Source organism: Myxococcus stipitatus DSM 14675, from assembly GCF_000331735.1.
Classification (GTDB): domain Bacteria; phylum Myxococcota; class Myxococcia; order Myxococcales; family Myxococcaceae; genus Myxococcus; species Myxococcus stipitatus.
This window is the reverse complement of record NC_020126.1, coordinates 4634708-4656596: the sequence shown is the minus strand read 5'-3', so window position 1 is coordinate 4656596 and position 21889 is coordinate 4634708. Positions and strand designations below refer to the sequence as shown.

Below are 21889 nucleotides of genomic sequence, written 5' to 3'. Positions count from 1 at the left end.
GTGTCCAAGCCCGCCATGACATTCTCCCTGACCCGAGTCGCCGCTGTCCTTGGAGCCCTGCTCGCCCTGAGCGCCCACGCGGAGGACCGCGTCGCGACCGCGCGCAAGCAGCGGATGAAGGACGTCACCGCGCTCTTCGCCGCCGCCGGGACACCATGGCCCACGGAGCAGCTCTACGTCCGGGCCTTCAAGCACGAGCGGGAGCTGGAGGTCTGGGCCGGCCCCAAGGACGGGCCGCTGGTGAAGGTGCGCACCTACCCGTTCTGCGCCGCGTCGGGGGAGCTGGGCCCCAAGCGCCGCCAGGGCGACCTCCAGGTGCCCGAGGGCTTCTACACCCTCGACCTCTTCAACCCGTGGAGCAACTACCACCTCTCCATTCGCGTCAGCTATCCCAACGCGGCGGACAGGCGCCACCAGAAGCCCGGTGTCCCGCTGGGCGGCGACATCTTCGTCCACGGCGACTGTGTGAGCATCGGCTGCATCGCCATCCAGGATGGCCCCATCGAGGAGCTGTACCTGATGGCCCTGGACACGCGCGCCCGGACGAAGCGGGATGCCCCCATCCACATCTTCCCGCGCCGACTCGACGCGGCCGGCATGGCGGCCCTGGAGAAGGAGGCAGGCACGGACGCGCAGCGGCTGGCCCTGTGGAAGAGCCTCCAGCCCGCGTACACCCTCTTCGAGGAGAGCCCCCGGTTGCCGCGCACGTCCATCAACGCCAGGACGGGGGCCTATGAAGTGAAGCCCGCGGCGAAGGCCGGGCGCGCGGGCCGCTGACGCCCGCGCTACTTGCCGCGCACGAGCACGATGTCCACGCGGCGGTTCAGCTCCCGCCCGCGAGGAATCAGGTTCGGCGCCTTGGGCCGCGTGTCGCCCAGCCCCGCGGACTCGATGCGCGAGGGGCTCAGTCCGGCGCGGACCAGCACGTCCGCCACCGCCCGGGCTCGCGCCTCGGAGAGGGACTGACGCGCGGACGCAGGCACCTCGCGATTGTCCGTGTGGCCCTCCAGCTTCAGCCGCAGGGACTCGTCGCGGACCAGCATGTCCACCAGCAGAGCCATCGCCGTGGTGGAGCCCTTGCGAGGCGCGGCCTGCTTCTCCGCGAAGCGCGGCAGCTTGGGCAACTCCACGCGCTCGTTCTTCACCTGCGCCTGCTGCGCCTTCTTCGCCGGCGCCTTCGCCAGCACGAAGGACACCGAGGACTCCTTCTCGCGCGTGACCTTCACCTGCCGCGTCTGCGCGAGGAATCCCTTCGCCATCACATCCACCGTGTACTCACCCGGTGGCACCATCACCTGCGACGGGCCGCGCGCGCCCTTCTCCAGCAGCACGCGCTGAGGCGCGCCCTTGCCTCGGACGAACGCCGTGGCGGCCACGGGCTTCTTCCCCACGAGCACTCGCAGCGACAGTCGGCCCGGAGCCACCGGCCCCTGCTCCGGCGCATCGCGCCCCGCCGCCACCGGCGGTGTCACGGCGACGGGTGGAGGCGTCACGGGGGGCGGCGTGACAGGCGGCGGCGTCACGGGCGGAGGCGTCACCTTCGCCACGGGCGCCGAGCCCGCGTCCGTCGTCTCCGCCAGCAGCGTCGCGTCCGCGAGCGGCGCGGTCATCTCCGCCGATACATCGTGCGACAGCTTCAGCTTGAGCCGAGGGTCGGGCGCCGTCGGGTTGATGGCGGGCAGCACGCGCACCCGCATCCGCAGGCCCTTCTGCGCCTGGAACGTGACGGAGGCCGTCATCTTCCAGAGGAAGCCACTCTCCTCGCTGAACAGGTTCCAGGCGTCGTTGGTGTAGGTGACGCGGGAGACGAGCGTGTAGGAGCCCTCGTCCACCTTGAGCGCCGCCAGACGGTGGACGCCCGGCCCGCTCAGGACATCCAACCCTGGCACCGCGAGCGGCTGGCCGTTGAGGAGGAAGTCCACTTCCAGCAGCTTGTAGGCGCGCGACGTGCCCGCGCCCGGAAGGCCCTCGTACGTGATGACGACCTCCGGGGGAGGCGTCTTGACCAGGGCCTGGAGCTGCCGGTCCAGGTCCTCGCGGGCCCGCTGTTCGACGGTGGAGGGTTCAGCCGCGAGTGCCGTGGCGCCGCTCGAGAGCGCCAGGAGAGCCAGCCACAGAGCCTGTACGGAGGAGGAAGCCACGGGGGGCCACAGCATCGCACAACCGGGCCACATCGCGAGTTGTCGACCGGGCGGGCTGACCACCAGCCGACCGTCAGCCCCCCTCCCCCTCCCCGAGGCCGAGCCCCTCCTCACCCCGGGTCCAGGCCCCCCGCCACGTTTTTGGCTCCCATCCCGGCCCCAGGGGCGCTACTCCTGCCCCCGAAGACTCCCCCGTAGAGGCCACGCGATGACCGACTTCCAGTTCCAGGACATGCTGCCGCTGGGCAAGGACGAGACGCCTTACCGGTTGCTCACGAAGGACCATGTCTCCACCTTCGAGGCCGGCGGACGCAGCTTCGTCCAGGTGGCCCCCGAGGCCATCTCCCTCCTCACCCGGGAGGCCATGCGGGACATCGCGCACCTCTTGCGCCCCGGGCACCTGGGTCAGCTCTCCAACATCCTCAAGGACCCGGAGGCGTCAGCCAATGACCGCTTCGTCGCGCTGGAGCTCCTGAAGAACGCCAACATCGCCGCCGGTGGCGTGCTGCCGTCCTGCCAGGACACGGGCACCGCCATCGTCATGGGCAAGAAGGGCCAGCACGTCCTCACGGACGGCAACGACGAAGAGGCCATCTCCCGCGGCGTGTTCGACACCTACCGCACGTCGAACCTGCGCTACTCGCAGATGGCCGCGCTCGACATGTACCGGGAGACGAACACCGGCAACAACCTGCCCGCGCAGATCGAGCTCTACGCGACGGGGGGCGACGCCTACAAGTTCCTCTTCATGGCCAAGGGCGGCGGCTCCGCCAACAAGAGCTACCTGTACCAGGAGACCAAGGCCCTGCTGAATCCGCAGAGCCTGCTCAACTTCCTCGACGCGAAGATCCGCTCGCTGGGCACCGCGGCGTGCCCGCCGTACCACCTGGCCATCGTCGTGGGCGGCACCTCCGCCGAGTTCGCGCTGAAGACGGCCAAGTACGCCTCCGCGCGCTACCTGGACACCCTGCCCCGCGACGGCAACGCCCTGGGCCGAGGCTTCCGCGACGTGGAGCTGGAGCAGGAGGTGCTCAAGCTCACGCAGCGCATGGGCATCGGCGCGCAGTTCGGCGGCAAGTACTTCTGTCACGACGTGCGCGTCATCCGCCTGCCTCGCCACGGCGCCTCGTGCCCGGTGGCCATCGCCGTATCGTGCTCGGCGGACCGGCAGGTGCTCGGGAAGATCACCCGCGACGGCGTCTTCCTGGAGCAGCTGGAGGCCGACCCGGCGAAGTACCTGCCGGAGACCACCGACGCGGACCTGTCCGGCGAGGTGGTGAAGCTGGACCTCAACCGCCCCATGAGCGAGCTGCGCGCGGAGCTGTCCCGCTACCCCATCAAGACCCGCGTGTCGCTCACCGGCCCCATGGTCGTGGCGCGCGACATCGCGCACGCGAAGCTCAAGGAGCGCCTGGACCGCGGCGAGGGCATGCCGCAGTACCTGAAGGACCGCATGGTCTACTACGCGGGCCCCGCGAAGACGCCGGAAGGTTATGCCTCCGGCTCGTTCGGCCCGACGACGGCCGGCCGCATGGACGCGTACGTGGACCAGTTCCAGGCGGAGGGCGGCAGCTTCGTGATGCTCGCCAAGGGCAACCGCTCCCAGGCCGTCACCGACGCGTGCAAGAAGCACGGGGGCTTCTACCTGGGCTCCATCGGCGGACCCGCGGCACGGCTCGCCAAGGACTGCATCACCAAGGTGGAGGTGCTCGAGTACGCCGAGCTGGGCATGGAGGCCGTCTGGAAGATCGAGGTCGTCGACTTCCCCGCCTTCATCGTCGTGGATGACAAGGGCAACGACTTCTTCGCCCACATCAACAAGCCCTCCGCGAAGAAGTAGCCACCACCGCGGTCCCCTGGGGGCGAGAGGTCCTTCGCCCTCAGGTCGGCGGGAACACGTCCTGCGCGGCGACGGGCGGGGGGCCCTTCTTCTTCTTCGGGATGAGGCTTCTCCGGGGGCCCTTCAGGGCCACACCCAGGAACATGCTCGCGGGGAGCAACATCCCCAGCCCTTGCGTGAGGTTGTCGGGGGGATGCACGACGACCCCCAACACCAGCGCGGTGAACAGCAGACCACAGACGACGCGAAGCAAGATGGGGTTCACGCGAGCGACCTCGGTGAGGGACGCACCAGCGTAAACATCCCAAGGGCGCTGTCCACCCGGCCTCGAGGGCCCCTCGCCGAGGGGCCCTGGAAGCCCCCACCGCCCGACTCGGACGGTGGGGAGCATCTGACGACTACCAGATCTTCACGCGCTGCTCGGGCGGCAGCCAGCCCGCGTCGCCCTGCTTCACGCCGAACGCCTCGTAGAACTCCGGCATGTTCCGCACCACACCATTCACCCGGTACATCGGCGGCGAGTGGCTGTCGGTGAGCAGCAACTGGCGCATCGTGTCGTCGCGGTACAGGCCGCGCCAGATCTGCCCCCAGCCGAGGAAGAAGCGCTGCGCGCCCGTGAAGCCCGCGATGGAGGGCGACGGCTGGCCCTTCAGCGACAGGTTGTAGGCCTGGTAGGCCACGGTGAGGCCACTCAGGTCGCCGATGTTCTCACCCAGCGTCAGCTCGCCGTTGACCTTCATCGACTCCAGCGGGCTGAAGCCCGAGTACTGCGCCACCAGCACGGAAGTGCGGCTCTCGAAGCCCTTCTTGTCCTCGTCCGTCCACCAGTTGCGCAGGTTGCCGTCGCCGTCGGAGCGGCTGCCCTGGTCGTCGAAGCCGTGGCTGATCTCGTGGCCGATGACGCCGCCGATGGCGCCGTAGTTCGTCGCGTCGTCCGCGTCCGGGTTGAAGAACGGCGGCTGGAGGATGGCGGCCGGGAAGACAATCTCGTTCATCGTGGAGCTGTAGTAGGCATTCACCATCTGCGGCGTCATGCCCCACTCTTCACGGTCGATGGGCTTGCCCAGCTTGCCCACCATGCGCTGGAACTCGAAGGCGTCGCTGCGGCGCATGTTGCCGACCAGGTCCGTGGCGACAATCTGCAGCTTCGAGTAGTCCCGCCACTTGTCCGGGTAGCCGATCTTCACGTTGAACTTGGCGAGCTTGTCCTGCGCCTGCGCCTTGGTCGTCGCGCTCATCCAGGGCAGCCCGTCGATGCCCACGCGGAAGGCCTCGCGCAGGTTGCTGACGAGCTCCTTCATGCGCTCCTTCGACGCGGGGCTGAAGTGCCGCTCCACGTAGAGCTGCCCCACGGCCTCACCCAGCGCCTCGTCCACGGAGGCCACGCCGCGCTTCCAGCGCGGACGGTTCTCCTGGAGGCCCTGCAGCGTCTTGCCGTTGAACTCGAACGAGGCCTGCTCGAACGGGCTCGACAGGAGCGGCGCGCGGGCGGAGACGACCTTGAACGCCAGGTACTGCTTGAGCACCGGCACCGGCGTGGTGTCGATGAGCCCCGCCAGCGACTCGAAGAAGTCGGGCTGACGCACGATGACGGCGGGCGTCGACTCGGCGCCCGCGGCCTTGAAGAAGCGCGCCCACGCGAAGCCCTTGGTCAGCGCCTCCAGCTCCTGGATGCTCTTGAGGTTGTACGTGGCCTCGCGGTCCCGGCTCTTCACCCGGGTCCAGCTCTTGTCGGCCAGCGCCGTCTCGAACGCGAGGATGTCCTGCGCGGCCTTCTTCGCGTCCTTCTCCCCCGCCAGCGTGAGGAGCTTCTCGATGTACGCGACGTACGCGGCGCGGATCTCGACGAACTTGGGCTCCTGCTTGGAGTAGTAGTCCTTGTCCGGCAGGCCCAGGCCGCCCTGGGTGACATACGCGATGTAGCGCGTGGCCTGCTTCTGGTCCTGGCCCACGAACATGCCGAAGGGCGTCTGGACGCCGTCGCGCTGGAGCTCCGCGAACAGCTCCGGGAGCTGGTCCTTGCTCTTCAGCTTCCGCACCCGCGACAGCTCACCGGCGATGGGCTTGAGGCCCAGCGACTCGATGCGCTGGGTGTCCATGAAGCTGTTGTAGAGGTCGCCCACCTTCTGCGGCGTGGTGCCAGCCTTGCGGTCCTTCGCGGCGGCGGCCTCCTCGATGATGGTGCGCATCGCCAGCTCGGCCTTGTCGGCGAGCTCGATGAACGTGCCATAGCGCGCGCGGTCCGCGGGGATGGGCGTGGTCTTCAGCCAGGTCCCGTTGACGAACTGGTAGAAGTCGTCCTGCGGCCGGACCGAGGCATCCAGGTTCTTCAGCTCGACGCCCAGCGCACGGACGGCCTCCGAAGACAGGGACTCCGCGACGGGAACAGACCACTTCGCGGGAGCCGCTTCGGCCGCCGGAGTGACCTCCGCGGCGGGAGTGGTCACGGCGGTGGGCGCGGGCTGCGGCGAGCTGGCACAGCCCGTCAGCAGCAGGGTGCCAAGGGCATGGGTGGCCCAGGCGCGCTGGGCAAGGAACTTCTTGGGGCTCATGAGGCTCCGGGGGACAGAGAGACGGGGGATGCTGCCGGACCCGAATGGCCGTCGTCCATCCGGGCGGGCTCGAAAAACAGCCGCACCCCCGTCCTATTCCGCCGAAGTGCGCCGGGAACTCTTGCCAATTCGAGGAAAGAGCCCTTCCCGGCGCCACGCCCCTGGGGTCAGCGCTGTCCCATCACCGGCGCGGGGACGGACGGCGGCGGCGTGGTGGGGGGCACGGGCGTGGGAGCCGGCGCCACCGTCACATCCTGGGACAGGGCCTCCAGGTCATGGAAGCCCTTGCTCGTCACCTCGCCGCCCTTGAACTGAGCCCACCCGCGCAAGTCCCGACGGTAGGTCCGCGTCATGTTCCAGAGCTGGAGGCCGCTGTTCGCGACGAAGAGGTACAGGGTCCGCTTCGCGTTCCACGGGTTGGGCAGCGCCATGGCGATGCCGTCGTCCGAGCGGCCGTAGGTCTTCCCCTGCCAGCGGAAGTAGCGGCGCCCCAGTTCGAGGGGGAGCTTCTTCTCCTGGGCCAGGCGGGCCAGCAGCGCGTTGTCCTCGGCGCCGCCGAAGACCATCAAGTCCCGGTCCGCGAGCTGCGCGTCCGTCACCTCGAAGTCCGGCGCCACGGGGACCAGGCGCTCGGTGAAGATGTCGGCGAGCGTCTCGCGGTAGCCCAGCACCAACGTGCGCATGGACTCCGTCTGCCGGGCGGTGCCGTGCACCAGGAGCAGCCGCTCCCAGGCATCCGTCTGGTTGGACAGCACCTGGAAGCGCTCACGCGGCACGGGCACGTCGTTGCCCGGGTTGAACACCACGCGCACCGGAGCCTCTTTCGTGCGCAGGACGAAGGTCTCGCTCGCGGCGCCCTTCACCTCCACGCGCTCCAGCGTGGAGCCCTTCGCGGTGCGCACCTCGACCAGCGTCACGAAGTGCCAGGGCTTCGGGCCCGGCTGCTCCACCTTGAGCGTCACCTCGTAGCCGTCCTTCACCTGCGCGGCGGTGGCGCGGAAGCGCGGCTGGGGCAGGCCCGTGCGCTCCAGCCACTGCGCCAGGAACGGGCCCACGTCCTTGCCCGAGGCCTCCTGCGCGGTGCGCTTGAAGTCCGCCGTGGTGACGTTCTTGTTCGCGTAGCGCGCGTGGACGGCGTTCATCACCTTGGAGAAGTCCGCGTTGCCCAGGAGCAGGCGGAGCTGGTGCAGCGCGAAGGTGCCCTTGATGCGCGGCACCAGGTACGTGCCGTAGCGGCCGTAGTCCGTCTTCGCCGTCGCGGGCGCGACGTCCGCCTCGCGCGAGGTGATGAAGAGGTAGCGGTCATTGAGGTCCGCGAGCGCGTCGCGCTGCTGCTCGAACGACTTGTCCAGCTTGCCCTCGTTGCCGGACACGTCGCGCACGAGCCGCCAGTACGCGGCCGTCCCGCTGACAAGCCAGTTGTCCCCATCCGTCGTGGGGAACAGCGTGTTGGCCCACAGGAGCGACTTGTCGAAGGAGACCGCGTCCTTCACCTGGGCGAAGTCCTGCGGCAGCGGCTTGGGCTCCTCGGGCTCCTTCCAGGCCTTGCGCGCCTCCTTCAGCCGGTGGGAGACGGAGATGGGGTTGAACGTCGTGTAACCCAGTGACAGGTGCGGAGTGGCACCGGGAAGGTCCGGCATGAAGCGGCTGCCGATCATCTTCTCGCGCAGCGTCGTCTTGCCGTAGTGGGCGAGGAACATCAGCTTCTCGGCCATCTCGGAGGTGGTGACCTTGCCGTCACAGGCGTGCGGACGGTTGATGGGGCTGGAGGCCATCATCCGGATGGCGGAGTCCAGGTCGAAGCCCTTCTTGCCGTGGCGCGCGTAGTACTCCCAGAAGGCGATGTCCCGGTTCCAGGTGTTGAAGGCCAGGTCCGCCGGCGCGTTGTCCGGGCTGGAGACGGACTCCTTGCGGACCTCGAGGTCCCGGTTGTTGTTGTTGGCCCAGATGAAGTCCTTGAGGTTGCCCGGGGTGTCGGCGGCGTTGCCCTTGCTGCCGGTGCGCCACAGGCGCGTCTTCTTCGTGCCGAGCAGGAGGCACGCCCCCTCATCCGTCTTCGCGTCCGCGAGCGTCCAGTCGTTCGTGTACAGGCCGTTGTTGTTCTCCTTCATGATGCGCGCGACGTCGTCGATGGAGTTCGCGTACTGGGCGGCCTTGCGGATGCGGTTGGACTGCGGCGTACCGTTGATGTCGAACGGCGTCTGCCCCACCGTCGTCTCGCCGATGACGATGCCCGCGGAGTTGATGAACCAGTCCGCGCCGCTGTGGATGCCACCCGGGAAGGTCTGCATGATGAAGCGGTTGCCGCGCGTCGGCTGCACGTCGAGCATCACGTCCCAGTGGACGCCCGTGTAGCCGTCCCACATGAAGATCTGCCCGATGATGGCGCGGCCGTCCTTCGTCGCGGACCTGGTGGCGACGAAGGAGGAGCAGTGGTCGCCCTTCCCTCCCCGCTCGGCCTCTTCATCCGCCTTGAGGAAGGTCCGGCCGGAGAGCGACGTCGCGGTGGCGCGGTTGGCCTCCTCCAACTGGCCCGAGTCCACCGCCGTGTTGAGCGTGACGATGTCGAGCACATCCAGGTCGCGGCCCTTGAACTTCGCCCCGCCCTTGTTGGCGCCGTCCGCGATGCCCTTCATCTCCTCGAGGTACTCGGCGTCGAACTTGCGCAGGAAGAGCGAGTCGGCCAGGAGCCGCTTGTGGTTCCAGCCCTTGGAGGCATCGGCGTTGTCGGCCCGGACGCCGAGCTTCTCCATGTAGCGGACGATCTCCTGCGACACGAGCTCGCCGAACTGGAGGCCTCGCTCGTAGGGCTCGCCCTCGATGTGGACGTAGATCCACCCGCCATCGTCGTAGCGGAAGCCCTTGCCCGCCCAGCGCACGGACTCGAGCGGGACGTAGGAGGTGATGTCCTCGACGGGCTCGAGGCGCACGTCGTCGAACCAGGCGGAGCCCGTGGCCTTGCCGTTGCGGCCCAGGTGGAGCTGGACGTTGTCGGAGGACTGGGTGGCGAAGAAGAGGACGGAGGCGCGGGCTCCGGCGTCGCCGCTGGAGACGGGGGTGCAGTTGGTGAAGGGGAAGCTCTTCATCGACAGACAGGCGCCGTGGGCCGTCGGGTACCGGGCCTGCGGGTCCACCTGCACGCCCTGGGTTCGCACCCAGGCGCTCAGGCGGTAGAGCTGGCCGACCTGGAGCTTGAGGACGGAGGACTCGGCGGTCGTCTCGCCTCCGCCCTGGGGGCTGGCGATGAGCAGGCCGCGCGAGCCTTCAATCTTGCCGTCGGCGCTGGTGCTGGAGCTCACCTTGCCGGGGCCGGTCGAGGTCCAGAACGCGGGCACGGTGGAGGAGCCTCCCGCGACCTCGAAGCCTCCGTTGGGGACCACCGAGGAGTTGGCGGGGGCGGCCCATGCGGAGGCACCCGTGAGCACGCTCGCGCAGAGCACGAGCGCACCGAGTCGCTTCGACGTCAGGAGGAAGTCAGTCATGTCGTTCCCGTCCCGAGCACGCGGGGGAGTGGCTCGGGCAATCGGGGTGCATGACACTTCCGCCGGTTGCGAGCGTCAACCCTCCAGGTCACCTGGAGGGGACATGACGCGAGGCGGCTACGGTCCGCGGACAGCGGGAGGTGGGCTTCGTCCCATCAACGGAACACCTGGCCCGACACGCGGAGGAGACCACGCAAGGCGCGTCGCACCGCGTCCACTCGCCTGGACTCCACCCAGGGTGGCTCCACCGGGGCATCCCAGTCGAAGCCGCGCAGGCGCGAGAGGAATCCCTGCTTCACACAGCCTTCGAGGCTGAAGACGTGCAGGTCGTGCGTCCAGCGCACGGCCAGGCGCAGGTCGCGGGAGAGCTCCGTCCAGTCCAGCGGGGGTGACGCGAGGACACCGGGGAGGTCCACACCGCCGCCCGTGCTGCCCACGGCGAGGGCTCCGGTTCCGGGGGCGTAGCTCCACAGGAGCGCGGGGCCTCGGGGGCGGACGAAGCTGGTGTAGAGCATCAGGACTTCGCGGTCCGCGGGCACGTCGAGGACGCCCGCGACGCGGCGCAGGAGCGAGGAGCGGGCCTGGCGTTCGTCCACGATGAGGGGGAACTGGTAGGCGTCGACGCGGTGGCCATCGGCGCGGATGCGCTCGACGAGGGCGTGATAGCCGGCGCGGGCTTCGCGGGTGCGGCCGCCTCGGAGGACGAAGCGGGCGAGCATTCCGGGGAGGCTGCGCAGGGGGGATTCGGCCCAGGCGCGGAGCTCCTGGATATCGGGCTCGATGTCGAGGCCCACTCCGGCCCACTGGAGCTCTTGTTCGGCGGACCAGGTCCTGAAGGCCTCGTAGCGAGCGCGGGCCTGGAGGACGTTGCCGGCGTGGAACCAGTAGCCCTGGTCCACGGGGAGGAGGAGCCACGCGGTGACGGGGATGTTCTCGCGGTTCAGGCGGCGCACGACTTCGGCGCGCTCGGGGCTGAAGTCGAGGAGACCGAGGCTCACTCCGGCGCGGAGTGCTTGGAGATCCTCGACGACGCCGCGAGTGTCGAACAGTTCGACGAGGGGCCGCGGGGGCAGCTCGCAAAAGAAGGTCAGGAAGTTGGGTTTCATGGCAGCTTCGCGCCTCCGTGCATACCCCATAGGGGCACATTCTCTTGCGAGGCGCACCATGGAATTCCACCGAGGCCGGCTGTTTGACCACGTCCACCTGCGGGTCAAGGACCTGGAGGTGAGCAAGAAGTTCTACCAGGCGATCATGGACGTGCTGGGAGTGCCCATGGGCTCGGTGGGACCCGGCACGTTCTACGCGGACGAGCTCTTCGTGACGCCCGCGGACCCGGGAGCACCGAGCGGACGCGGTGTCCACCTGGCGTTCCAGGCGAAGGACCGTGAGACGGTCCACCGCGTCTACGAGGCGGCGCTCAAGGCCGGAGGCAAGGACAACGGCGCGCCCGGGGAGCGGAAGTACCACCCGGGGTACTACGCCGCGTTCTTCTTCGACCCGGACGGCAACAACATCGAGGCCGTGTACCACGGACCTGGAAAGCGCTCCGCGGACTCCGTGGTCATCGTCGCGTAGTCGCGGCGCTGACGAGCAGGACCGGGCGGTGGGGTGCAAGGCGTCCCACTGCCCCGCGAGTCATCCCCCCGTAGTAGATGAAGTGGATCCCCATTCGCCGGCCAAGCCCATGGTGACCACGGAACCATCGAGATGTTGGAAGGGATGGGGTGGAGGCCTTGAACTCGGAGAGCTACGCGATAGGAGCTGCCCTTGGATTGGCGCTGGCTTCACTCCTGCCGGGATGCTCACTCCTCGGGTACCACAAGATTCCCAAGGCACCCTACGCCCCTGCTGAGGAGGCTCAGAAGGTGGTCTTTCCGAATTCCTACGAAGAGGGCGTCCACGTCCATCTAGGACGTGTCCGCAAATAGGTCGAGGCTGCCCGGCGTTGAGAAGGCATGAGCCGGGGAGAATTCACCGACGCGCAATGGGAGCGACTGGTCGGCCTGCTGCCACCGCAGCGGCCGGCCAGGGGGCGCCCGAACAAGGACCATCGGGTGGTGCTGAACGGTATCTGCTGGGTGCTGCGCACCGGAGTGCCGTGGCGGGAGGTGCCTCGAGAGCGATTCGGGAGCTGGAAGACGCTCAGCAGCCGCTTCTATCGCTGGCAGGAGGCAGGGGTTTGGGCGCGAATCCTGCGCCAGCTGCAGGCGGAGGCGAATGAGGACGGGCGGCTGGACTGGACGCTGCATTACGTGGACGCCAGCGTGGTGCGAGCACACCAGCACGCGGCAGGTGCTCGGGGGACGCCGAGAAAAGGGGGGAGGCAGAAGCGCTCGGGCGCAGCCAAGGGGGCTTCTCGACCAAGCTCCATGTCCGAGCCGAGGGACGGGGCCGCCCCCTCGTCTTTGTACTGACGGCGGGCCATCGACACGAGACACAAGCTTTCCCGGCGCTGATGGCAGCAGGAGGCGTCCCTCGTGCCAATACGCCTGGAGCACCGCGTCGACTCCCAGATGCTCTTGTTGGAGATAGGGGCTACAGCTTCAACAGCCTGAGGGCCTGGTGCCGCGAGCATCGGGTGCAGGCCGTCATTCCCACTCGCTCGGACCAGCCGCGCCTGCGCACCTTTCGCCATGCGGCCTACCGCAAGCGCTGCCGGGTCGAGTGTCTCTTCAATCGACTGAAGCAGAACCGGAGGGTGGCGACGCGCTACGAGAAGCGCGCCGCCAACTACCTGGCGATGGTCCTCATCGCCGCTATCCGCCTCTGGATCTAATTTGCGGACACGCCCTAGACGGACCGACCATGGCAGCGCTGGAGGTCGCTCGAAACGAGTTCATGCCACCGGGGGCAAAGGCAAGCTCAGACAATCCCAAGCTCGCCGAGTGCCTTGCTCGCCGTGACGTCTACGACGTCACTGTCATCCGCTCCAGCGAGAGTCTCTATTTCGTATCCTTCATCCCGAAGCTGGAGCGCTGTGGGCTTCGGGATGTGGTGTTGATGGACGCGGGGGCCGTCTATGCCATTGATGAAAAAGGCCGAGTGCTCAGTGTTCTCTAGCACCGGGCTTTCTCGCAGCCTCGCCGTTCTGTCATTGGCGATGATGGGATGCTCCGGCTCGACGAGTCTGGTGATCGTACCGCGTCAGAGCTCAAACATGGGCGTCCGATATGAAGGCCCCACGGTTGGCCCGTATGACTCATTCCGCGAAATGGCCGACACATCAGAATGACACTGAACGAGTAGCACGATGCTGCAGCGCCCTCGACGCTCGCGGTCAAGGCTGCCAACACCCGAGCGCCGAGAAGCAACTCAGTCCCTCCTTGAAGCGGGGCCTGGACGCCCATCACTGCATTGGGCGGCCAGCTCAGTCCTCCCCCGAAGGGACTTCGGTTCCCGATTACGTTCCGAGCTTGGAGGCGTGCTCTGAGCCCTGCCCGCTCTCCGCCTGCCAGGCGAGCTTCGTCCACGGACCGTCCGGAGCCACCTGGCACTCCGCGGTGATGGACGCGAGGCCGCTGAGCATTCCGTCCTCGGAGCCGTTCCACATGGCGCGGCCCAACAGGTAGCTCTTGCCCCACTGCTCCCACGAGGAGAACTGGGCCCGGGCCAGTTCCGAAGCGCGCGCGATGAAGGCCCACGCCTGGCTCTCGTCCAGGAACTTGAGGTCGTAGCTCATGCGCGTGACCACCACCGCCCGGCCCAGGTCCCACGCCAGCGTGCCTCGCGCCAGATCTTCAGCCGTGAAGGTGGTCTTGTCTTCCTTCAACGAAGCCAGGCTCGCGCCCAGGTTGCTCAGCGCTTCGCCGCCGGACTTCGCGACCTGCTCCCACTGGTCGGGAGACACATTCGCCAGTTGGCGCAGGGCCGCGTCAAACGTCACACGGTGGCCCGAGCTCAAGAGCTTCTCCACCTGGTCCGCCGCGGTTTGCCGGTTGTAGACGCCCCACCACTCACTGAGCCCCGTCCGCAGCCGCAGGCTCGGCACGCCGGTCTCCAGCGAGTTCCAGTAGGCGGTGATCTGCTCTGCGTTCACCGCGCCCAACAAGAGGCCGAAGAGCTGCTGCGGCGGCAGGTTCACCTTGGGGTTCGTCAGGAACGACTTGAGCGTCCGCACAAAGAACAGGATCTTCGGCAGCCAGTAAAGCGCGACGCCCAACACGACGACCAACAGAATGATGTGATTCCCGTTCATGGTGTCTCTCCCGGAGAAAGGTAGCCATCCGCCGTCCAGGCTCCTTCAGTGGATTCCAGCGACGCGGATGCGGCTCGAACAGGCGCGCCTCTCTAGATCAGTTCGGTGAGGACCACCGAAAAATCTCGAAGAATCCGTCGTCACCGTTCCGCCAACACTGAAACAATTGACCGTAATCACCGGACAGCACGAACTCCCGGCATCGCAAGGCGAGATGCCTGTCCATCCGCGCGTCGGCTCCGGCGAGGCCGCTGTTTCTAAGAGCGCGAGAGTTCTGGCAACTCCACGATTGAGCATCGGCCCTTCCACACGCCATCGCTCGGTCGGCTGTGTTTGAGACGACATCGCGGGCCCACCATCGGTGAGCCGGTGCTCAGGTCAGCAACAGATGCGCCCCTGAACGCTTCGCGGCGACAAGGCGTGCGCATCCGAGAAGAACCAGCGGGGACTCCAGTTGCGCGGCATCGCTCCTCGCATCACGAGGCCGGGGGTGGGGAGAATCAGCTCCTCCGTCTCCGTGTCAGAGATACGCGCGCGGACGACGTCCCTTTCGGATTCCTTGTCCCCGGCTGTTGCCTCAGACTCCTTCGCCGCCTCTATTCTGTCTTTGTTGTAGCTTCTCCGACTTCGTGCCGATGACGGTGCGGGTGAGCGTCGCGACCTGCTGCTCGAGAGTCGTCAGTCGCTCGCGAAGCTCTTCGGCTTCCTCCCGCCACGGGCAGTGGTGGTCCATTGGCAGCTCACGAGCCATGCCACCCAGGTACTCACCGCCGAGCCGTAGTGTCCTGGGCCTCGGCTGCCTGCCCGGGTGGCTGCCACCGGACTGGCCGACGCACCCGCGAGACGTCGATGCCGTCGAGCAACATGGCCAGTTGGGTGGAGTCCAACTGCACCGACGTGGCGTCGTCCGCGACGTCAGGCATCCGGAAGCGGCCCGCCTCCAGTCGCTTGTACAGAAGCAGGAAGCCCCCGCCGTCCCACGCCAGCACCTTCACCTTGTCTCGCCGCTTGCTGACGAAGACGAAGAGGTGGCCGGAGTACGTGTCGGCCACCAGGACTCGTTGCACGTGGACGAAGAGGCCATCGATGGACTTGCGCATGTCCACCGGCTCAGCGGCCAGATGGATGCGGACGGCACGCGGCAGCAGGAGCACGTCAACCCAGCCCCGCCAGGACCGCACGCAGGTACGCAACGTCCGTCCCCGCTGGGAAGCGCAACACGACTCCCGAGGGGAGCGCGGCTTCCAGCAAGGCCGGTGGGCCGCATGCAGAGGCCCCTCCCCGCCGCGCTGAAAGCGCGGTCGAGTCTACTACCTCTACTGGCAGCATCACGGGAGGAGCGCTCGCTCGCATGGCCTCCCTGCGCAGCTTGTACAACCAGAACTGGAGCGTGCTCACCGAGACGCCCTTCACCGCGGCGAACTCCTTGTGCGACTGCCCGCTCTCCTCCAGTTCCAACACCAGCCGCCGCCACGCGTCGGCTCCCAGATGTCTCTTCATCCGCTCCTCCATCGCTCACCCTGAACGCATGGAGATGTCCCAACTCACTCGACTCTTCGACACCCAGCTCCGGACGGGTACCGGGCTACAACCGCGTGACGTTGCCGGAGGGGCGGGTCCGCGTGGGCTGCTGGGCTCACGTGCGCCGCAAATTCTTCGACGCCCTCCCTACCGCACCTGAGTCCAGGGCGGCGCTCGACTTCGTCCTCGCGCTGTACCACGTCGAGCATTCGGCCCGAGACGCAGGGACGATTGGTGCTCCGGAACACCTCCATGCTCGCCGCACCACCAGTGCACGCGTCCTCAAGCACCTAGCTGCGTGGGTGGATGAACAGCTTCCACTCCATCCTCCCAAGAGCACTCAGGGCTTGTCCCTTCGCTATACGAAGGGACAATGGAATGCACTGACGCGCTTCCTGGAGGCCCCCTCGCTGCCCCTCGATAACAACGCCGCGGAACGGGCGCTGCGCGCCATGGCCCTGGGCAGGAAGAACTATCTCTTTGTCGGCAACGACGAGGCGGGTCGGAATCTGGCGGGGCTGAGCTCCCTGGTCGCCACGTGCGAAGCCAACGGCGTCAACCCCGAGGCGTACTTCGCCGACGTGCTAATGCGGCTTGGCAGCCACCCCGCGTCACGTCTGAACGCGTTGCTGCCGCACCTCTGGCAACCGTCCTCCTCCGCGCCTGATTCATCCTGAAGTCACGCAAGCCTCGACGTCGAGAAACTCCGTGCGCGGCTACCACGCGGTGCGAACGGAAGGGTGCACCCGTCGGACGCCGCCCGTCGGTCGGTTACGAAGCGCCGCATCCGGTCCGTGGGCGCCTTCCCGGACCGCGCCAGCGCCCTGCGCCTCATCACCGCCGTCGCCCTCGAAGTCACCGGCATCTGGGATGACCGCCGCTACCTTGACATGGCACTGCTGACCTCAAACCCAGACACCGCAGAATGACGCCGCCAAGGAGCCTTCCTCTCCCGTACACCCTCCGAATCAACTACACACGATTCGGGACTTGACCCTCCCGTACCCCCTCCGAACCAACTACACACGATTCGGGACTTGACCCGTCTTTTTAAGATCGTCTCCAGTCTAGGAAGAGCGAGGACTACTCCTGTTCCTCCTACGACGTGCAATGGCGCCACTTACACGTGTCTTGGCCTGGAGCCGCTGGCGACGCTACCACCAAGCCGTGGCCATGCACTGTCACTATCGGGCACGATGAGCGCGACTCAAACTACAACTGTACGAGTAACGGTCGTCAAGCATGGAGTCAGCACAGCACCGGTGAGTCCTTCCGGCCCCACAACACACATGAGAGAATCAGCCCTTCCTAGAACCATACCCCACCCCTCGGATTGTCCTCATCTGCTAAGATTCAACTGGAGGACCTCATCCCCGTAGGCTGCCAGTCCCTCTCCTACGAGTTCGCCCACGTTCACGGTCACAACCCCATCAACATTGACAAGAGAACACGCCGTCCATCCCCACTCAAGCAACAAGCCATGACTTCAATTTTTAAGTTCGATGTCTTCATTGACTACGCCACAGCAGACGCTCCTTGGGTTCGCGATTCGCTCCTGCCTTATCTCGAAGCAGCTGGGCTACGCATCGGGATCGATTTCCGGAGCTTCAAAGTTGGACACTCCAATCTAGAAAACCGCGGCCATACCCTTGAAATCAGCCAGTGGACGATCCTCGTCCTAACCCCCGCTTGGCTAAGGGAGGACTGGACAGGATTTGAGGCCATCCTCAACCAATCGACTGACCGGTCAGGACTCCTTCGCCGCCTACTCCCGGTGACACTAGAAAAATGTGACCTGCCAAACACTCTCTCCACCCTAACACAGACCGACCTCACAAGCAAAACAGAGCGCCCCAGAGAACTAGAACGACTCACAAACTCGCTACGCAAGACCTTATCCATCAAACGACGAAGGCGCACATCCCTACCTGTAACAACCCGAAAAAGCGAGCACACCCAGAAACTTCCTCCGGGAGTAACTCTAACCTGGACACAGCAATTAAGCTCCAAAATATCAAACACAACCTGGTCACGAGATGGAGAGCTCCTCGCAATCACTCACGGAAGAACGATTTCAGTCTACGACACAAACGGCTCATTTCGACACAGAATCCAAACACGACCCAACCAGCAAAGCCCACTCTGGACCAGCGGTTGGTCTCCAACCCAAACACTCCTGGCAATAGCGTCGGAAGCCCAAATAACAATACACGACCCGATCAAGAATGAGCCCGACCAAGAATTGTCCACACCAAACGCAACCAAGACACATGGGTTGTCCTGGAGTACCTCTGGGACCAAGATCGCACTGGCAGATTCTCGTCGACTACACATCATCGACCCACTTGACTCCCAATTAAGCCTTCAAATTGAACTACCATCGCGACACAACATCAGATCAATTGCGTGGTCGCCTGACGACAATCGACTGGCGGCACTAACTCCCGACCAACTCTTTACAATCGACATAGCTAATGGAGGCATAATCGGGCAGCGCACCATTGGCCCCAGCCACCGAGTGCTATGGACCACAGGTGCACTAGTTGTCTCCGTTACCCACGGCGACATCTTGATTCTTGAGGACAAAACACTGCGCCCCCTTCATACTCTCGAAGGACACAAAGCAGCCGTTGGACCAATGTCTCTCACTCGAGATGGGCTCATACTTGCATCGGGAAGCCTAGACAACACGGTCCGTTTCTGGTCCACCGACAACTGGGAGGAGGTCGCCGCCATTGAAGCTATTGGCTGCAGCACTTACTCCCTAGAAATAAGCTCAAAAAATTTCCTTGCCGCAACTGGCGACTCAGAAAAAACCGTCTGCGTCTGGAAAATCGACTCAAAGCAATTGCACGCAAGCAACCCAAAAAATCGGGCGGTTTACTACCGAAACGCCAAAGCTGTCTTGGTTGGTGACAGCAGTGTGGGTAAGTCCGGCCTTGGTCTTGTGCTGTCTGGGCAATCATACACTGCAACTGACTCTACTCACGCCCGTCGAGTCTGGACCTTCGACACTAACAACGTGGCGCTCCATGATGGTCGCCAGGAAACCCGCGAAACATTCTTATGGGACATGGCCGGCCAGCCCAGTTATCGACTAATCCATCAGCTGCATCTCGATGAAGTCGCAGTTGCACTTGTAGTGTTTGACGCAAAAAGTGAGACAGATCCGTTCGCAGGAATAGGCCACTGGGAACGAGCTTTGCGGACTGCCGTAAGAGCACAGGGCAGTGGAGCGCTTCCTTTGCGCAAGATCCTCGTCGCGGCACGAACAGATCGAAGTGGTATTGCCGCATCGAAGGAACGAATCGACGCCAAAGTCCACGAACTAGGCTTTGATGAGTACTTCGAAACCAGTGCACGCGAAGGCTGGGGCATTGACAAACTCAGAATCGCACTCCAGAACGCCGTACAGTGGGACAAACTGCCTCAGGTCTCATCGACGCAACTGTTTCAACGCATCAAAGAATTCTTGACCAATGAAAAGAGTCTCGGTCGACTGCTCAGCACTGCTGACGATCTGTACTTCTCACTACTGCGCACCACCGGCCAGGATGATATTGATCGCGATCAGTTCAATATATGCCTTGGTCGACTAGAGTCTCGGGATCTAATTAGGCGACTCAGTTTTGGTGGCCTCGTCTTGTTACAACCCGAGTATCTCGACGTGTATGCATCCGCCATTGTAAACGAGGCAAAAGCCGAGCCCGATGGATTAGGTTCCATCCCAGAACAAAAGGCGCTCTTAGCGGAGTTTCGCATCTCAAAAGATGAGAGATTCAGCGACGCCGAAAACGAGCGCCTACTCCTTGTCGCGACCGTCGAAACAATGGTCCGAAGAGAGATTGCCCTTCGAGAGCATGAACAAGATGGGACACAGCTCGTCTTTCCATCCCAACTTACTCGCGAGAATCCCGACCTGCCGGACCCAAAGGGCAAGACCGCAATATTGTCGTTTGAAGGACCAACTCAAAACATCTACGCCACCATGGCTGTTCGCCTCACGCACAGCAGACTCTTCACGAAAAAGGAAATGTGGCGAAACGCCATTCTCTTTACGGCTCGCACAAGCGGAACATGCGGGATTGCGCTACGCGAATACGGAGAAGGGAGGGGGGAGATGATCGTGTTCTTTAGCGCAGACGTGAGTCCCGAAACACGTCTTCTCTTCGAAGACTATGTTGAATCCCACCTGAGAACCCGTGCGATCTCTTCAAGCGTAATCCGGCGAACAGTTGTTACCTGTCTCGACTGCAGCACTGAACTTTCCAATGAGATGGTTCAAAAGAGACTGAGCCGTGGCCACAAGTCTCTTCACTGCCCAGTCTGCGAACGACTTGTATCACTTCTTACTGAATCCTCACATACGCAGGATCGGGCCTCCAGTCTCGCCGAAATGGATCGTGCAGCAGACGAAGCGCGAGATCGTGAAGTCGCATTGATCTCGGCGGCGGCGGCACTCTCTACCACTGATTTTGATCGCTGGCTCGGAGGAACAGACACCACGCTTGCTCTTGTCTTCATCAGCATGAAGGAACAACTAACAGGCGAAGCTGAGTCGCTCGATGAAGACGAAAGACTAACTCAGCAGTCACGTGTAGACCTCGCGCGACAACTTACTCGCAATCACTCCGGGCAAGAAATCAAAGCGCTCGGCGACTCTCTTTTGTTCGCCTATCGCGTACCCAGCCAAGCACTCGCCTTTACGCTCGAACTGCACTCTGCGTTAGCGCACTCAATTTCACTTAAGGCCTCGATCAATCTAGGCGACATCCGAATTGGCGTTCAGGACACACTCAGTAGACTTGTTACCTATACCGCCCGCATGGATGCCCTAGCTTTGGAGAACACGATCTTGATTAGCGAACGAGCAATGCACGAGCTAGAAAAAAACCCAACCGCAATGCTCACGAATTTGTCTTGGAAGAAGTACAGCAACACAGCCCTTCCTGGCATTGCAGGCTTTCACACACTCTGGTCCACCCACGTCAGGACCGCCAGCACAAACTCCTCCCCTGCAAAACAACCGACCAGCAGCAGGCTGGTAACAATAACTCTATCAATGGATCAAAACGAACCCAGTTCACCAATAGCTCCCGAGACTTGGTTCACGAATAAATTGGGAGGTGCTGTACGCAGGCTACGAAAAGAATCAGGAGTCATGACATTCGATTACGACTCACCCAACATCGATGAACTCCTCCGCCTCGCGGAGAATGGCCTACTCGACACAATGGTGACAGAGGCCGGCGCGCGCACAGTCAGAGAAATTCACGCAAATGCAGAGTGCATATACGAAGAGGTCCCACGGATAGACTTTTCCCAACCCCATCTCAGACCCGTCAACACTACAACCCTGGAAGAACTAGTTTCCACCATCGACATTGTGCTCATGACAACTACACCCATTGAGCGCGATGCCATTCTATCATTAATGACTCCTCTACCACGTCGACGCGCTATTCTTGAGGGCCCACTCAAACATAGCACCTATCGCATAGGTCGCTTTGGTCGATACTTTGCCGCTCATGTTGAATCAACGATGGGAACCTCTGGACGCGACGGAGCAACGCTGACTGTACTTGACGCCGTTAGCGAGCTAGCACCGAAGGCCGTAATTATTCCTGGCATTGCCTTTGGCGTAGACCGCAAAAAGCAGCGCCTAGGCGATGTAATCATTGCAGACTCAGTCTTCCCGTACGAATTACAGCGCGCAGAGAAGACCACTTTCCAATTCAGAGGACAGTCATTGCCCTGCGGCCCGATTCTTTCAGAGCGATTTCGCTCGGGTAGCCGTGACTGGGTACTTCACCGCCCTAGCGGGCAAGTCAAGATTCATCAAGGCCCTGTACTTTCTGGTGAAAAGCTAGTGGACAACTCTGAGTTCCGCGATCAACTTCTCACCGCCGTCCCGCGAGCGTTAGGCGGAGAAATGGAAGGCTCCGGAGCCTATGCTTCTGCCCACCGAAGCAAAGTCGAAATCATTCTTGTGAAGGGGATCTGCGACTGGGCAGACGGTCACAAGAATGATCGCGCGCAACCGTTTGCAGCAAAGGCCGCAGCATCGCTAGTGCACCACATACTTCGCAAACCCGATGTACTACGCGAACTAGGCGCAACCGACCGCAAGTGATAACATGAAGATAATCGGTGCAAAG

Annotated in this window: 14 protein-coding genes and 3 pseudogenes; 9 read left to right on the top strand and 8 right to left on the bottom strand. The window is 64.2% G+C overall.

What is annotated here, in order from left to right:
- Positions 1-15 precede the first annotated feature (15 nt).
- On the top strand, positions 16-777 hold the full coding sequence (locus tag MYSTI_RS18130) for a L,D-transpeptidase family protein (RefSeq protein WP_044283775.1): 762 nt from the start codon (positions 16-18) through the stop codon (positions 775-777).
- An 8-nt stretch (positions 778-785) separates the two neighbouring features.
- On the opposite strand, the gene MYSTI_RS18125 is transcribed toward MYSTI_RS18130, so the two are convergent.
- The gene (locus tag MYSTI_RS18125; RefSeq protein ID WP_144370100.1) at positions 786-2141 is read right to left on the bottom strand and encodes an OmpA family protein; all 1356 of its coding nucleotides are present in this window, start codon (positions 2139-2141) and stop codon (positions 786-788) included.
- Between the two features lie 208 nt (positions 2142-2349).
- Between MYSTI_RS18125 and MYSTI_RS18120 the strand changes: the two genes are divergently transcribed.
- A complete protein-coding gene (locus tag MYSTI_RS18120) occupies positions 2350-3981 on the top strand; it encodes a fumarate hydratase (RefSeq protein ID WP_015349228.1) in 1632 nt (543 codons plus the stop codon).
- Positions 3982-4021: 40 nt separating this feature from the next.
- Here the strand turns inward: MYSTI_RS18120 and MYSTI_RS18115 are convergent, their stop codons facing one another.
- The 4 genes from MYSTI_RS18115 to MYSTI_RS18100 form a co-directional block, all read right to left on the bottom strand.
- Entirely contained in the window at positions 4022-4246 is a 225-nt protein-coding gene (locus MYSTI_RS18115) for a hypothetical protein (RefSeq protein WP_015349227.1), read from the bottom strand.
- Positions 4247-4379: 133 nt separating this feature from the next.
- The gene (locus MYSTI_RS18110; protein WP_015349226.1) at positions 4380-6533 is read right to left on the bottom strand and encodes a M13 family metallopeptidase; all 2154 of its coding nucleotides are present in this window, start codon (positions 6531-6533) and stop codon (positions 4380-4382) included.
- 167 nt (positions 6534-6700) lie between these two features.
- On the bottom strand, positions 6701-10015 hold the full coding sequence (locus MYSTI_RS18105; protein WP_015349225.1) for a C45 family peptidase: 3315 nt from the start codon (positions 10013-10015) through the stop codon (positions 6701-6703).
- Positions 10016-10170: 155 nt separating this feature from the next.
- A complete protein-coding gene (locus tag MYSTI_RS18100; RefSeq protein WP_015349224.1) occupies positions 10171-11121 on the bottom strand; it encodes a hypothetical protein in 951 nt (316 codons plus the stop codon).
- A 58-nt stretch (positions 11122-11179) separates the two neighbouring features.
- Between MYSTI_RS18100 and MYSTI_RS18095 the strand changes: the two genes are divergently transcribed.
- The 3 genes and pseudogenes from MYSTI_RS18095 to MYSTI_RS18080 all read left to right on the top strand — a co-directional run bounded on the left by MYSTI_RS18095 (position 11180) and on the right by MYSTI_RS18080 (position 13075).
- Positions 11180-11590, top strand: a complete 411-nt coding sequence (locus MYSTI_RS18095; RefSeq protein WP_015349223.1) for a VOC family protein — start codon at positions 11180-11182, stop codon at positions 11588-11590.
- A 380-nt stretch (positions 11591-11970) separates the two neighbouring features.
- Positions 11971-12791, top strand: a pseudogene (locus tag MYSTI_RS41845) (IS5 family transposase).
- 29 nt (positions 12792-12820) lie between these two features.
- Positions 12821-13075, top strand: coding sequence for a hypothetical protein (locus MYSTI_RS18080; protein ID WP_015349220.1), 255 nt, complete (start codon positions 12821-12823; stop codon positions 13073-13075).
- A gap of 340 nt (positions 13076-13415) precedes the next feature.
- Here MYSTI_RS18080 and MYSTI_RS40840 read toward each other — a convergent pair whose 3' ends face one another.
- The 3 genes from MYSTI_RS40840 to tnpA all read right to left on the bottom strand — a co-directional run bounded on the left by MYSTI_RS40840 (position 13416) and on the right by tnpA (position 15710).
- Positions 13416-14210 carry a DUF1266 domain-containing protein gene (locus MYSTI_RS40840; protein ID WP_015349219.1) on the bottom strand — a complete coding sequence of 265 codons (795 nt, stop codon included), beginning with the start codon at positions 14208-14210 and terminating at the stop codon, positions 13416-13418.
- Positions 14211-14974: 764 nt separating this feature from the next.
- Complete coding sequence (gene tnpB / locus MYSTI_RS18070; protein ID WP_015349217.1) at positions 14975-15364, bottom strand: IS66 family insertion sequence element accessory protein TnpB; 390 nt, start codon at positions 15362-15364, stop codon at positions 14975-14977.
- Position 15365: 1 nt separating this feature from the next.
- The gene (tnpA, locus tag MYSTI_RS43855; protein WP_015349216.1) at positions 15366-15710 is read right to left on the bottom strand and encodes an IS66 family insertion sequence element accessory protein TnpA; all 345 of its coding nucleotides are present in this window, start codon (positions 15708-15710) and stop codon (positions 15366-15368) included.
- Positions 15711-15805: 95 nt separating this feature from the next.
- Between tnpA and MYSTI_RS43850 the strand changes: the two genes are divergently transcribed.
- The 4 genes and pseudogenes from MYSTI_RS43850 (at position 15806) to MYSTI_RS43160 (ending at position 21864) form a co-directional block, all read left to right on the top strand.
- Positions 15806-16408, top strand: a complete 603-nt coding sequence (locus tag MYSTI_RS43850; RefSeq protein WP_015349215.1) for an IS66 family transposase — start codon at positions 15806-15808, stop codon at positions 16406-16408.
- Positions 16409-16507: 99 nt separating this feature from the next.
- A pseudogene (locus tag MYSTI_RS45710) lies at positions 16508-16660 on the top strand (IS256 family transposase); the annotation flags it as partial.
- Positions 16661-17211: 551 nt separating this feature from the next.
- Positions 17212-17592 (top strand): annotated as a pseudogene (locus tag MYSTI_RS45705) (toll/interleukin-1 receptor domain-containing protein); the annotation flags it as partial.
- A 708-nt stretch (positions 17593-18300) separates the two neighbouring features.
- Positions 18301-21864, top strand: a complete 3564-nt coding sequence (locus MYSTI_RS43160; RefSeq protein WP_233278304.1) for a phosphorylase family protein — start codon at positions 18301-18303, stop codon at positions 21862-21864.
- Positions 21865-21889 lie beyond the last annotated feature (25 nt).